At 62.0% G+C, this 12,822-nt stretch carries 11 protein-coding genes and 1 tRNA gene; 11 read left to right on the forward strand and 1 reads right to left on the reverse strand.

The features are described 5' to 3' along the window. The first annotated feature begins 7 nt into the window (after nucleotides 1-7). The 6 genes from pheT to BXU06_RS04335 all read left to right on the forward strand — a co-directional run bounded on the left by pheT (nucleotide 8) and on the right by BXU06_RS04335 (nucleotide 4,911). Nucleotides 8-2,365, forward strand: a complete 2,358-nt coding sequence (gene pheT / locus BXU06_RS04310; protein ID WP_077297161.1) for a phenylalanine--tRNA ligase subunit beta — start codon at nucleotides 8-10, stop codon at nucleotides 2,363-2,365. A gap of 161 nt (nucleotides 2,366-2,526) precedes the next feature. Then, nucleotides 2,527-2,829 carry an integration host factor subunit alpha gene (locus BXU06_RS04315; protein WP_077297163.1) on the forward strand — a complete coding sequence of 101 codons (303 nt, stop codon included), beginning with the start codon at nucleotides 2,527-2,529 and terminating at the stop codon, nucleotides 2,827-2,829. Beyond that, complete coding sequence (locus BXU06_RS04320) at nucleotides 2,801-3,130, forward strand: MerR family transcriptional regulator (RefSeq protein WP_150125099.1); 330 nt, start codon at nucleotides 2,801-2,803, stop codon at nucleotides 3,128-3,130. Before BXU06_RS04315 ends, BXU06_RS04320 begins: the two co-directional genes overlap by 29 nt. A 152-nt stretch (nucleotides 3,131-3,282) precedes the next feature. Next, nucleotides 3,283-3,359, forward strand: a tRNA-Pro gene (locus BXU06_RS04325). A 385-nt stretch (nucleotides 3,360-3,744) separates the two neighbouring features. Beyond that, nucleotides 3,745-4,074 (forward strand): H-NS family nucleoid-associated regulatory protein, encoded by a 330-nt coding sequence (locus tag BXU06_RS04330; protein WP_077297167.1) that lies wholly within the window; start codon nucleotides 3,745-3,747, stop codon nucleotides 4,072-4,074. Nucleotides 4,075-4,470: 396 nt separating this feature from the next. After that, complete coding sequence (locus tag BXU06_RS04335) at nucleotides 4,471-4,911, forward strand: ATP-binding protein (RefSeq protein WP_171982109.1); 441 nt, start codon at nucleotides 4,471-4,473, stop codon at nucleotides 4,909-4,911. 132 nt (nucleotides 4,912-5,043) lie between these two features. Here BXU06_RS04335 and BXU06_RS04340 read toward each other — a convergent pair whose 3' ends face one another. Beyond that, nucleotides 5,044-6,201: a pyridoxal phosphate-dependent aminotransferase gene (locus tag BXU06_RS04340; RefSeq protein WP_077297171.1), complete on the reverse strand. Its 1,158-nt coding sequence runs from the start codon at nucleotides 6,199-6,201 to the stop codon at nucleotides 5,044-5,046. Nucleotides 6,202-6,406: 205 nt separating this feature from the next. Here BXU06_RS04340 and BXU06_RS04345 point away from each other — a divergent pair, with 205 nt between their 5' ends. From BXU06_RS04345 to BXU06_RS04365, 5 genes are all read left to right on the forward strand, one after another. Continuing rightward, entirely contained in the window at nucleotides 6,407-7,465 is a 1,059-nt protein-coding gene (locus BXU06_RS04345) for an Rpn family recombination-promoting nuclease/putative transposase (RefSeq protein ID WP_077297173.1), read from the forward strand. Nucleotides 7,466-7,755: 290 nt separating this feature from the next. After that, nucleotides 7,756-8,745 (forward strand): hypothetical protein, encoded by a 990-nt coding sequence (locus tag BXU06_RS04350; RefSeq protein WP_256364060.1) that lies wholly within the window; start codon nucleotides 7,756-7,758, stop codon nucleotides 8,743-8,745. Beyond that, nucleotides 8,742-10,166, forward strand: coding sequence for a nickel-dependent hydrogenase large subunit (locus BXU06_RS04355; RefSeq protein WP_077297177.1), 1,425 nt, complete (start codon nucleotides 8,742-8,744; stop codon nucleotides 10,164-10,166). The genes BXU06_RS04350 and BXU06_RS04355 overlap by 4 nt, the downstream gene beginning before the upstream one ends. Nucleotides 10,167-10,172: 6 nt before the next feature. Beyond that, the gene (locus BXU06_RS04360) at nucleotides 10,173-11,147 is read left to right on the forward strand and encodes a sensor histidine kinase (RefSeq protein WP_077297179.1); all 975 of its coding nucleotides are present in this window, start codon (nucleotides 10,173-10,175) and stop codon (nucleotides 11,145-11,147) included. Nucleotides 11,148-12,072: 925 nt separating this feature from the next. Further along, a complete protein-coding gene (locus tag BXU06_RS04365; protein ID WP_216352538.1) occupies nucleotides 12,073-12,654 on the forward strand; it encodes a HupE/UreJ family protein in 582 nt (193 codons plus the stop codon). The last annotated feature ends 168 nt before the right edge of the window (nucleotides 12,655-12,822 follow it).

The following is a 12,822-nucleotide window of genomic DNA, read 5'->3' on the forward strand; positions in this document are numbered from 1 at the left end:
GCTCACCATGAAATTTTCTGAAAACTGGCTGAAAAGCTGGGTGAACCCCGGCTTGTCTACCGAACAACTCACCTACCTGCTGACCATGGCAGGCCTGGAGGTGGAAAGCACAGAAGCCGCTGCCCCGGTGTTTACCGGCGTGGTGGTGGGCGAAGTGAAAACCGTGCGCAAGCATGAAAACGCCGACCGCCTGCGTGTGACCGAAGTGGACGTGGGCACTGGTGCGCTGGTGCAGATTGTCTGCGGCGCGCCCAATGTTGCCGAAGGGGTGAAGGTGCCGTGCGCCTTGTCTGGCGCGCTGCTGCCGGGCGACTTCAAGATCAAGCCCACCAAGATGCGCGGCGTGGAATCCAATGGCATGCTGTGTTCCGGCAAGGAACTGGGCATTCCCGACGAGGTGGATGGCCTGCTGCTGCTGCCGGCGGATGCGCCGGTGGGCGCGTCGATCCGTGATTATCTGGATCTGGACGACACGGTGATTGAGCTGAAAATCACCCCGAACCGCGCTGACTGTCTGGGCATGCGCGGCATTGCCCGCGAAGTGGCCGCGCTGACCGGGAGCAGTGTTTCGATGCCGGCGCTGTCGCCGCTGGCGGTAACGCTGGACGAACAGCGCAGCGTCACCCTGGCGGCGGATCAAGCGTGTGGCCGCTATCTGGGCCGGGTGATTCGCGGCGTTAATCAGGCTGCGCCAACGCCGGACTGGATGAAAACCCGTCTGCTGCGCGCCGGGCTGCGCTCGATTTCGGCCATTGTCGATATCACCAATTATATTTTGCTGGAACAGGGTCAGCCGCTGCATGCATTTGACCTGGCCAAGCTGGACGGTGGCATCACCGTGCGTATGGCGGCAGCAGGCGAAACGCTGACCCTGCTTAATGGCAAGGAACAGATGCTGGATGCCGACATGCTGGTGATTGCCGATGCGAGCAAGGCGGTGGCACTGGCCGGGATCATGGGCGGGGCCAATAGCGAAGTGGACGACACCACCCAGGATATTTTTCTGGAATCGGCCTTTTTTGCCCCGGAAGCCATTGCCGGGCGTGCGCGCCGGCTGGGCTTTTCCTCCGATGCTTCGTTCCGCTACGAACGCGGGGTGGATTTCACCCTGCAAGCCGAGGCAATGGAACGCGCCAGCGCGCTGATTGTGCAGATTTGTGGCGGCCAGCTGGGGCCGGTCAGCGAAGCGGTGGGCCAGCTGCCTGCCCGTGCGCCGGTCAGCGTGCGCGTGGCGCGGGTGAATCAGGTGCTGGGCCTGGCGCTGGCAGCGGATGACATGGCGGCGATGTTTGCCCGATTGGGATTTGTGGCGGAGTATCAGGATGGCCGTTTTGCCGTCACCCCGCCCAGCTTCCGCTTTGATATTGCCATCGAAGAAGACCTGATTGAAGAAGTGGCCCGGCTGTTTGGCTACGACAATATTCCGTCTGACGCGCCGCTGTCGGCCAGCCATATGCTGGCCCAGCCGGAAACCCGCTGCCCACGCAGCGAAATGCGCCGTCGGGTGGCTGGCCGCGAGTATCAGGAAATTGTCAGCTATGCGTTTGTTGACAGCAGCTGGGAGCAGGATTTTGCCGCCAATGCCGCACCAATCAAGCTGATCAACCCGATTGCCAGCCAGATGAGCGTAATGCGCTCAACGCTGATGGGCGGTCTGGTGGACACCCTGGTGGCCAATTTGAATCGCAAGCAATCCCGTGTGCGTATTTTTGAAATTGCTCGGGTATTTCTGCGTGATGGCGAGCAAGTCAACCAGCCAGAACGCCTGGCCGCGCTGGCGTATGGCAGCCGTGCACCGGAACAATGGAGCCAGAAAGCCGAGCGCGTGGATTTTTACGACCTCAAGGCCGATCTGGAAGCCCTGCTGGCACCGCGCGTGGCCAGCTTCCGCAAGGTGAGCCATCCGGCCCTGCATCCGGGACGCGCCGCCGAGGTGGTGCTGGATGGGCAAGTGATTGGCGTACTGGGCGAATTGCACCCGCAATGGGTACAAAAGTACGATCTGCCCGCCGCCCCGGTGCTGTTTGAAGTGGCGCTGGATGCGCTGCTGACGCGCGCTGTGGTTAAGGGGCAGCCGGTGTCACGCTTCCAGCCGGTGCGTCGCGATCTGGCGCTGGTGATGGATGAAAGCGTGGAGGCCGGCAGCCTGCTGGCAGCGTTCCAGGCGCTGGTGCTGCCTGGCGTAACCGGAATCGGCCTGTTTGACGTTTACCGTGGCAAAGGCCTGGAAGAAGGCAAAAAGAGCCTTGCTTTCAAGGTGTTAATGCAGGATACTGCCAAAACTTTGACCGATGCCGAGGTGGATGCCGCTGTTCAGGCGATCATCGACTGCGCCGCGCTTCAAGGTGCCAGCCTGCGCCTGTAAGGTTCAGTGTGTAGGTCTGGCCCACGCTGCTGCCGGCATTGCGCCGGCAGCAGATTGTTTTTAGGGCAGCCGCCGCGTAGTTGTCCGGTAATACCGGGTAAAAATGCCGGGCAAACCGGCTTCTGTCTTCACCACATTAGAGTTATGATTAAGGGGTAAGCATGACGTTGACCAAGGCTGAACTTGCCGATTTGCTGTTCGACAAAGTCGGCTTGAACAAACGCGAAGCCAAGGATATGGTGGAGTCGTTCTTTGAAGAAATTCGCGTGGCGCTGGAAGAAGGCGATGCCGTTAAACTGTCTGGTTTTGGCAATTTCCAGCTGCGCGACAAACCGCAGCGTCCAGGACGTAACCCCAAGACCGGTGAAGAAATTCCCATCACCGCCCGCCGTGTGGTCACGTTCCACGCCAGCCAGAAGCTGAAGGGAATGGTCGATGACCACTACGCGACCCAGCACGCCTGATTTACCCCCGGTGCCCGGCAAGCGCTATTTCACCCTGAGTGAAATGTGCGCGCTGACTGGCGTGGCACCGGAACTGCTGCGCCAGTGGGAAGCCACTGGCATGTCGTTTGGCCGACAGCCTGGCAGTCGGCCACGCCAGCATTATCAGCACCATGAAGTGCTGATGGTGCGTCGTCTGCGCAATGTGTTGCTGGCGCAACGGGCGGCTCAGGCCCGCCAGGCGGCTGAATCGCGCAGCCGTCTGGGCTCCCCCGCCCTGCGCGCTGAACTGGCGTCGATTCTGGCCTGGCTGGATATTTAAATTCAGCCAGTCAGGATGCGTATCAGGCTGCAATGGCGGCCTGCAGGATTATCAAGTGGCTGTTTTGTTTGGGTTTCTGATCAAATCAGCCAAATCTGCATCAGGGGCTAGCGCTGGCGCGGGGCTACTGTTATAATTCTGTTCTTGTTGTACGGAGTGTGGCGCAGCCTGGTAGCGCATCTGCATGGGGTGCAGAGGGTCGGTGGTTCGAATCCACTCACTCCGACCAAATTCAAAAAGCCGACCGCTTGCGGTCGGCTTTTTCACGTCTTGTCCAAGGCCAACAGGCTTGCCACCCGGCACGCCTACCGATATCCCGCCTTATTCTCTTGCCCCACCCCCGCCCGCCACCGCACCGGTTTTTTTTACCCACTGGCTTTATTGTTTGGGCTTGGCTTGGTGTTTTTATGCGTAGATTCACCTATTGATTGCCGGGTATTTAAGCCTGACCGCACAAACCCAGCCACCCATGCACAGGTTTGCCCACCCAGCCTTGCCTGACTCCGTGAATTTACTGAGTGAAAAATTTAAATAAAAAACTTGACGAGAGCAGGCTAAATTGGCTAATTTAATGGTGTTGATTAAATACACCAGACGCTAAAGGATATTGCGCAATGATTGATTTCCAGACCTTCACTTTCCAAGAACTGCTGCAACTGAAGATTGAACTCGAAGTTGAACTGAAAAAGCGCGAGCAGGAAGAAAAAGCTGCCGCCCGCAAGAAGATTCTCGAAATCGCTCGCACCTTCAACTTTGATCTGGACGAACTGTTCTCCGCGCCGAAAGCCGCTGGCGGCGTACCGCGTCGTCTGGTTGAGCCGAAGTACTTCAACCCGAAAGACCCGGAACAAACCTGGACTGGCCGTGGCCGTCAGCCGGTGTGGGTGCAGGAATTCATCGCCAATGGCGGTACCACTGATCAACTGCTGATCAATAAAGACTGATTCATTCGGTCTGCCGGATGCGCCAGCCTGCTTGCTGGCACATCGGAACACAAAGCGCCGTGATGTGCCTCCCGCTGCGGGTAAGGCCACATTACGGCGCTTTTGTTTTATGCCTGCGTTTTCCCTGTTCACCGGCTGGCAGCTTGGCCCGGTGCATCCATCCTGCATGCGTGATCTTCAGCGGCCAAGCCCTGGCCCAGCCTACATCCGGCGCAAAACTGTGCATCAGGCTTGAATCGGGGCGATAACCCGCTACACTGAAAGTGTGTCATTCATTGTGCGTAAATATCGGCCTCTGCCTACCGATATGTGTACAAGTTGATCCAGCAAGGCACACAGGCATGGTGCCTCTTGCCTGCCTGATTCAGGCAGATGACCTACCAGGAGCAGCTTCTTATGGAATTTCCCGTGCCGCACGACCCGGCTCTGCGCTGTATTCGGCTGAGCATTCCGGCACATCGCAGACATCTGTCCCTGTTGGGCGCTGCCGTAGAGGCGGTAGCGCGCGAGGCCGGTTTGAGTGCTGATAGCGCCTATGCATTCAATATGGCCGTGGTTCAGGCCATTTCTGCCGTGCTGCGCTACACCGGGCCAGACAGCACGCCAGCCTGTTTTGAGCTGGAGTGCATGGATACCCCGGAACGCATACAGGTGTGCATACGCGACCAAGGCCCGCCTTGGGTCAGTGCCAGCGGTGTGGCCCAGCCAGAAACCACCCAGGCGTTTGAACTGGTGCGGGCGATGGTGGACACCCTGGATTACACCCAGGATGCCCAGGGCAACAGCCTTAAACTGGTGCGTTTTCGCCCGCGTCGTCCACTGGAAGACGAAGACTGAACCATGCAGTTCAGATGCGTTATGCTATTGGCTTTATTATTATGTTGTATATCTACAACATTTCTTGAGTAAGGCAAAAGGGCGCGGGGCGTGGCCTGATCGGCTGGCAGCGAGCGCCCCGGGCTTTTTGTCTTAGCGTCCCAGCCAGCGGGCAATCCGCTGCGCTGCTTGTTCCAGCCGTTCTACCGAAGTGGTGTACGCCAGGCGCACATGCTGGGCTGCGCCGTGCTGGCCAAAGTCACGTCCCGGTGCCACCGCCACATGTGCTTCGCTCAGCAAACGCTCGGCCCAGGCAAAACTGTCGTCGGTGTGTGCCGACACATCGGCGTAGGCGTAAAACGCCCCTTCCGGCTGTGCGGCAAATTTGAATCCCAAAGGCGCAAATGCCGCCAGCAAGGCATCGCGCCGACGCTGAAATTCTGCCCGGCGATGTTCCAGAATCTCCAGCGTCTCGGGAGAAAAAGCCGCCAGCGCAGCATATTGCGCCGGGGTGGACGGTGATAAAAACAGGTTTTGTGCCAGCCGGGTCACCGCATCCAGATACGCTTCTGGCACCACCAGCCAACCCAGCCGCCAGCCGGTCATCTGAAAATATTTGGAAAAACTGTTCACCACAAAAATCTCATCGCTGATTTCCAGCGCCGAATGCGCGGCCCCGGCATAGGTCAGGCCGTGGTAGAGCTCGTCCACCAGCAAGGTGCCACCACGTTGATTAACCGCCTGATAAAGCTCGGCCAGCGCCTGGGGCGAAATCAGCGTGCCGGTGGGATTGGCCGGGCTGGCAATCATGGCCGCCACGGTATTGGCCGACCAATGCCGGGCAATATCGTCCGCGCCCAATTGATAGCCGCGATGGGCGTCTACCGGAATACTGACCGGCTGACCATTGACCAGGCTGACCAGATGCCGGTTGCATGGGTAGGTGGGGTCGGGCAGCAAAACCTGTTCGCCCGGATTGACCAGCGCTGCCAGCGCCAGTTGCAAGGCCCCGGATGCGCCAGGGGTGACCACAATGCGGTGAGCCGGCAGCGTAATCTGGTAACGCTGTTGGTAAAAATCGGCAATCGCCTGACGCAGCGCCGGAATGCCCAGCGCCGGGGTATAAAATGTCCGCCCGGCTTGCAAGGCGGCAATGCCGGCAGCCACAATCGGTGCCGGAGTCGGAAAATCCGGCTCGCCAATTTCCATATGGATCACATCATGCCCAGCCGCTTCCAGCGCCTTGGCTTTTTCCAGAATGGCCATGACATGAAACGGGGCAATGACATCCAGGCGATGGGCAACAGACATGACAAACCTTTGCAAAAGGTCAATTATACGACTGCTTACCTAGGGCAAGGTAGGCTGCGCTACCGCAAAAGGGCGATGCACCAGACACACTCAAGCGCCAAGTCAACCCGCGCTGCTGCCGACACTCACGCGGCATTCCTCTGGTACTGCTGCAATCAGCTTGGCGTAGCTTGAGCCTCTCCATCCGCCACGCTACACTTGGTCGATGGCACACCTTCACGACAACGGTTATAAATACCTGTTTTCCCACGCCGAACTGGTGCAGGAACTGCTGGAGGCCTTTGCCCCGCCGGGGGTGTCCGCCCTGCTCGACTACACCACCCTGCGCCTGGAAAATGGCAACTACGTCACCCCGGCGATGAAGCCTCGGGCGGATGATCTTGTCTGGTCGGTCGAACTGCACGGGCAGCGCATTTACCTCTATCTGCTGCTGGAATTCCAATCCACCCCGGACGACACCATGCCGGCGCGCATGCTGCAATATGTGGCCGCACTTTACGACCACCTGCTGCGCAGCAAGGCGGTCAATACCGCCGAAGGGCTGCCCCCGGTGCTGCCCATCGTGCTGTACAACGGCGACGCCCGCTGGCGGCAAAGCAGCGAACTCTACGATCTGATCCGCGTCCATCCGCAGGTGCTCAAGCCGTTTCAGCCCCGGCTGAAATTCTGGCTGCTGGACGAAGGGGCATTCCCCGCTGCCGAGCTGGAAGACATGCACCGCGTGGTGGCGGCCATCTTTCGCTTCGAGCACACGCCAGATAGCGCAGCGGCCAAGCAAGCCATCCGTTGTCTTGCCCAAGCGATTGCCCAATCGCCATTCAAGCAGCGCATCGACCGGGTGGTGACGCGCTGGATAAAACACCGGCTGCAGAGCAAAATGCCCGGACTGGCCGTGCCCGATGCCGAAGAATTGACGAAAGGGATGGATATGCTGGAAACCAATATTGACCGCTGGGAAGCCCAGGCGATTGCCAGGGGGATGGAGCAGGGCATGCTTCAGGGGATGCAGCAGGGAATTGAGAAGGGCATGCAGAAAGGCATTCAGCAGGGCATGCAGAAAGGGGTGCAGCAAGGTATTCAGCAGGGTATGCAACAGGGTGAAGCCTTGTTGCTGCAACGACTGTTGACCCGCCGTTTTGGTGCGCTGTCGGCCACACTGCTGGCCAGCATTGCCGCCGCCACGCCCGCCCAGCTGGAAACCTGGGGCGACCGGGTGCTGGATGCCACGTCGCTGGATGAGGTGTTTGGCGAAACACGGCATTGACGGTGGATTCCACGCCAACAGCAGCCCCATCTAATAAGTAGCTGCAACAAGCCCTTTGCCCCGATGCGTCCCCCGCACAGCGGGCAGCGCACACCCGCGCAGGTGAGCCGCCTAGACCACGTCAGCTTACGGGCCGTGAAGTATGGGGCAGGTGATTATCCTGATCCGTCGCGCCCCAGCCCTGCCCGCCCGCCGTCAGCCCGATATAATGCCTACCTTGCCCTTCCGGATTGCCTGCCCATGCCCGCTGCCTGTTTTCTGCCCTCCCTTCGCCCTACCCCGCCATGCCGATGAAAACCCTGGTCTGGCTGGGTGCGGGGGGCTGTGGCGGGTGTTCGATGTCGCTGCTGACCGCCGAATCGCCCGATTGCCTGACGGCGCTGGCGCAAGCCGGGATCGAGCTGGTCTGGCATCCATCGCTGTCGGCGCTGAGCGGAACCGAGCTGCTGGCCACGCTGGACGCCATGGAAGCGGGTCGGCAGCCGTTGGACATCCTGTGCATTGAAGGTGCGCTGCTGACCGCATTTGCCGGCCAGTGCCAGACCCTGGGCGGTGGCGAACCGCTGGTGGCACGGGTGGCGCGGCTGGCCAGGGTGGCCCAGTGTGTGGTGGCGGTGGGAGGCTGTGCCGCGTTTGGCGGGGTGGGCGCGGCTGACGATGCTGGCATTGGCGGGCGCGGCCTGCAGTTTGATGGCGACCAGCCCGGTGGCGTGCTGGGCGCGGGTTTTATTGCCCGTGGCGGTTTGCCGGTGGTGAATATTGCCGGCTGCCCCACGCACCCCGGCTGGGTGCTGGACACCCTGGCGCTGCTGGCCGCCCACGCCTTGCCCGCCAGCGGGCTGGACAGCCTGCAGCGCCCGCGCTTCTATGCCGACCGGCTGGTGCACCATGGCTGCCCGCGCAACGAGTTTTACGAATTCAAAGCCACTGCCCACGCGCTCGGCCAGCAAGGCTGTCTGATTGAACACCTGGGCTGTCGCGGTACCCAGGCGCACGCCGATTGCAATATCCGCCCCTGGCATGGCGGCAGCTCGTGCCTGAAAGGCGGGTTTTCCTGCATCGACTGCACCGCGCCAGACTTTGCCGCGCCACACCGTCAGCCGCTGACCACGCCCAAACTGGCTGGCCTGCCCACCATCTTGCCATCCGACATGCCCAAAGCCTGGTTTGTGGCGCTGTCGGCGTTGTCCAAGTCGGCCACCCCGGCGCGGCTGCGCCATAACGCCCAGTCTGACCGGCTGGACATTGCCCCCACCCCACCCACAGGAAAACGTCGATGAGCCGCAAGATTCTGGGCCCGTTCAACCGGGTGGAGGGCGATCTGGCGGTTAACCTGACCCTGGACGGCGAACGGGTGAGCAGCGCCCAGGTGACCAGCCCGATGTATCGCGGCTTTGAGCGTGCGCTGGTGGGCCGGCCTTTGGCCGATGCGCTGGTGGTGGTGCCACGCATTTGCGGCATTTGTTCGGTATCGCAGTCGGTGGCGGCGGTGCGGCTGATTCAGGCGCTGACCGGCGTCAGCCCGGCCGCCAACGGCGAGCGGGTGATGAATATTGTCCACGCCTGCGAAAACCTGGCCGACCACCTCACCCATTTTTACCTGTTTTTTGCCCCCGACCTGGCTCACGCCGACTATGCCGGCCAGCCCTGGCACGCCGACTGGGCCGCGCGGCTGGGCAGTGGCGGCCCGGCGGCGCGGCAATGGCTGGCAGCGCGCGCCACCCTGCTGCGCATGGTGGGCTTGCTGGCCGGACGCTGGCCGCACACCCTGGCCCTGCAGCCCGGCGGCGTGACCCGCACGGTGGACGCAGTGGAGCGCCTGCGCCTGCTGGGCTGGCTGGCCGAGGTGCGCCAGTTTGTCGAAACCGTGCTGCTGGGCGTGCCCATCGAACAGATGCTGGCGCTGCAACAGCCAGATGATCTGGACGCGCTGCGCGCCGGGGCTGGCGACGCCGGGCGCTGGCTGCGCGCCGCCGATGCGCTGGACTTTGCCCGGCTGGGCCGGGCGGGCGACCGTTTTCTGGCGTTTGCCGCCTACCACAACCAGGGGAACGCACCGTGGCCAGCCGGGCTGTGGGCCGACGGGCGCGCGCAGCCGCTGGACCTGAGCCTGCTGAGCGAAGATGTCAGCCACAGCTGGTATGAGGCCGCACCGCCGCGTCATCCCGCCGCAGGCGATACCCTGCCCAACCCGCACAAGCACGGCGCTTACAGCTGGAACAAAGCACCACGCCTGGCCGGGTTGCCCGCTGAAACGGGTGCACTGGCCCGCCAGCTGCTGGCGGGCCAACCGTGTCTGACCGCGCTGGTGCGCCAGCACGGCGGCTCGGTGCTCACCCGCCTGCTGGCCCGTCAGATCGAAGCCGCCTGGCTGGTGCAGGCAATTCAGTGCTGGCTGGCCGCGCTGGAACTGTCTGAGCCATTTATCCAACCGCCCACCCACACCCCGCTCACCGATGGCATGGCCGCCGGGCTGACCGAAGCCGCACGCGGCGCACTGGGCCACTGGGCCAGCGTGGAAGGTGGGCGCATCAGCCGTTATCAGATCATTGCGCCAACCAGCTGGAACTTTTCCCCGCGTGACGCCCACGGCCAGCCCGGCCCGCTGGAAATTGCCCTGGAAGGCGTGGCCAATCAGGACGTGCGCATCCAGCATGTGGTGCGTTCGTTTGATCCCTGTATGGTTTGTACGGTGCACTGAACCACCATGAGCTCACCCCGCCTGACCCCCGCCGCCATCAGCGCCGCCCACCTGTCCGACGACACCGCCCTCGACCCTGGCACCTGGAGCGAAGTGGTCAGCAAAATGGACGAAGTGTTTCGCGAGCTGGTGGCCTCGCAAGAAGCGCTGGAAGCCAAACACACCGAACTGGCCGAAGCCCACGACGCGCTCCAGCGCACCCAGGCGCAGCTGGTGCAAGCCGAAAAAATGGCCTCGCTGGGCCGGCTGGTGGCCGGCGTGGCGCATGAACTGAACAACCCGATCAGCTTTGTGCTGGGCAACGCCCACGCCATGCAACGCTATGGCCGCCATCTGAGCGATTATCTGGCCGCCGTACACGCCAGCGAACAAAGCGCCGAACTGGCCGCCCTGCGCCGCCGCCTGCGCATCGATGCCATTCTGGCCGACCTGCCGTCATTAATTGACGGGCTGATGGAAGGCGCAGAACGCTCGGCGGCAATTGTGGACGGCCTCAAGCGCTTTTCCGCCACCGACCGGGGCGGCGCAGAGCGCTTTGACCTGGCCGACGCCGTGCGCCGCTCGGCCCACTGGGTAGAAAAAGCCGCTCCCGCCCAGGTGCAGCTGCGCCTGGACCTGCCAGACAGCCCGGTGATGCTGTGCGGCGCAGCCGGGCGTATCCAGCAGGTACTGATCAACCTGCTGCAAAACGCCGTGGACGCCACCGCCGGCCAACCCGCGCCCAAGGTCAGCGTCAGCCTGCACCTGGCCGACGGCTGCGCCTGGGTGCGGGTGGCCGACAACGGCCCTGGCCTGTCGCCTGCCGTGCAGCAGCGGCTGTTTGAGCCGTTTTTCACCACCAAGCCGGTGGGCGAAGGCACGGGGTTGGGGCTGTCCATCAGCTTTGGCATCGTCGAGCAGCATGGCGGCCAGCTGCGTGCCGACAATGCAGCAGAAGGCGGTGCCTGCTTTACCCTGCGCCTGCCGCTGGCTGATGGCTAAAGGATACGCTGAAAAAATCGTCATTCCTGAGCAGGCGGGAATCCAGAGTGTTGATTTTGCTGGGTATTGCTTTTGGCAAAAACGATTTTTCTGAATCAATTCAGCGTGACCCTAGACCTCTTTCGGCATGCGCCTCACCTCACGTGTCGTTCCCGCGCAGGCGGGAACCCAGACGGTGCCACATCGTGCGCCGTGGGGGATTGGCATCGTGGGGTGGTGAGAGCACGCACCTGCTGCACGCTGTGGATGCTTCTGGATTCCCGCCTGCGCGGGAATGACGGGGTGAAGTGCGGCGGGTGGTTGGCTGTGGCAAAGCAAGACAAAGATTTGTTTTAACAGAACAAATTGAGATGCCCGACGTCAGCTTGCTCACATATGCCCTTGCGTTTCAAGGTGATGGGTGATTAGACCTTTTTCGGCATGAGCCTGGCCTCACGTGTCGTTCCCGCGCAGGCGGGAACCCAGGCTGCGCCACATCGTGCGCCGTGGGGGGTTGGCATTGTGGGGTGGGGTGCGGACTGTGCCCCTGTGTTTCAACGTGACTGATTACTAGCCAGGACTGTTCGCCACATTTTGTAAGCACTTCTTAAGGGCGAGCGGCTTGGCTGAAAACCGGTTAGCAGGATTCCATATTGTGTGCCAAGTGATTAGACTGTAATCAAGCTTGACCCAGGGCCAGCGCCTTGCCGTGGCCGCCCAGCCAGCGCAAAAGCCACAGCCCATCCGCCAAGCCAGTGATTTTATGCTGTTAATCCCACATGCCAGTGCTTTGCCGGGGCAAGCGGGGCCATCTGCCATTTCCCCTCCCATCCCGGCGGGCCTGGCACGCTTCGTGTAACAGCGTACAGTTGGATGTAATTCTGATAACGGGCGGCCCAGCAGTACCGCGCTGGCCACAACCCAAGCCCACTTTCAAGAGGATGATATGGTGAAACTTCGCTCCGCCCTGGCCGTGCTGGCCACCCTGGCCGCCCCGCTGGCTGTTGCCCACACCGGCGCGCATGAACATTTCGACCTGTTTGCCGGCCTGGCCCACCCCATTTCCGGTGCCGACCACCTGCTGGCCATGGTGGCCGTGGGCATCTGGGGTGCCATGCTGGGCGGCTCGGCCCGGCTGGCGCTGCCGGCCAGCTTTGTGCTGGCCATGCTGCTGGGCGGCGTCGCTGGCCATCTGGGCCTGAACCTGCCCGCCATCGAAACCGGCATTGCCCTGTCGGTGCTGGTGCTGGGTCTGATGGTGTCGCTGGCCGTGCGCGTGCCCACTCTGGCTGCCGTGGCCATGATCGCCGGCTTTGCCCTGTTCCACGGCTACGCCCATGGTGCCGAAGCCCCGGCTGGCGGCAGCTTCTGGCTGTACGGCGCTGGCTTTGCCGCCGTCACCGCGCTGCTGCATCTGGCCGGCTTTGGCCTGGGCCAAAGCCTGGTGAATCGTAGCCGTGTGCTGCTGCAAGTCATCGGCGGCGGCATGGCGCTGACCGGCGGCCTGCTGCTGGGTGGCGTGCTGTAACGCACACGCCGCTCACGGTGCGCAGCCCTGTTGGAGGGCGACGTGCCGTGAGCGGCACGCCGGGCACTATCGGTTGATGGTGGTGGCGGGGATATCACTGCGATTACTTTCCTATATTTTCCTATCGGTATTGCATGCCAATACGCTGTGGCTGCGTGACAGTGATCA

Origin of the sequence: Aquaspirillum sp. LM1 (genome assembly GCF_002002905.1) — a bacterium.
GTDB lineage: Bacteria > Pseudomonadota > Gammaproteobacteria > Burkholderiales > Aquaspirillaceae > Rivihabitans.

Coding starts and splice junctions, on each gene's coding strand:
- BXU06_RS04320 (WP_150125099.1), top strand. CDS start 2,801: ATGACCACTACGCGACCCAGCACGCCTGATTTACCCCCGGTGCCCGGC.
- pheT (WP_077297161.1), top strand. CDS start 8: ATGAAATTTTCTGAAAACTGGCTGAAAAGCTGGGTGAACCCCGGCTTG.
- BXU06_RS04365 (WP_216352538.1), top strand. CDS start 12,073: ATGGTGAAACTTCGCTCCGCCCTGGCCGTGCTGGCCACCCTGGCCGCC.
- BXU06_RS04345 (WP_077297173.1), top strand. CDS start 6,407: ATGGCACACCTTCACGACAACGGTTATAAATACCTGTTTTCCCACGCC.
- BXU06_RS04335 (WP_171982109.1), top strand. CDS start 4,471: ATGGAATTTCCCGTGCCGCACGACCCGGCTCTGCGCTGTATTCGGCTG.
- BXU06_RS04340 (WP_077297171.1), bottom strand. CDS start 6,201: ATGTCTGTTGCCCATCGCCTGGATGTCATTGCCCCGTTTCATGTCATG.
- BXU06_RS04360 (WP_077297179.1), top strand. CDS start 10,173: ATGAGCTCACCCCGCCTGACCCCCGCCGCCATCAGCGCCGCCCACCTG.
- BXU06_RS04350 (WP_256364060.1), top strand. CDS start 7,756: ATGAAAACCCTGGTCTGGCTGGGTGCGGGGGGCTGTGGCGGGTGTTCG.
- BXU06_RS04315 (WP_077297163.1), top strand. CDS start 2,527: ATGACGTTGACCAAGGCTGAACTTGCCGATTTGCTGTTCGACAAAGTC.
- BXU06_RS04330 (WP_077297167.1), top strand. CDS start 3,745: ATGATTGATTTCCAGACCTTCACTTTCCAAGAACTGCTGCAACTGAAG.
- BXU06_RS04355 (WP_077297177.1), top strand. CDS start 8,742: ATGAGCCGCAAGATTCTGGGCCCGTTCAACCGGGTGGAGGGCGATCTG.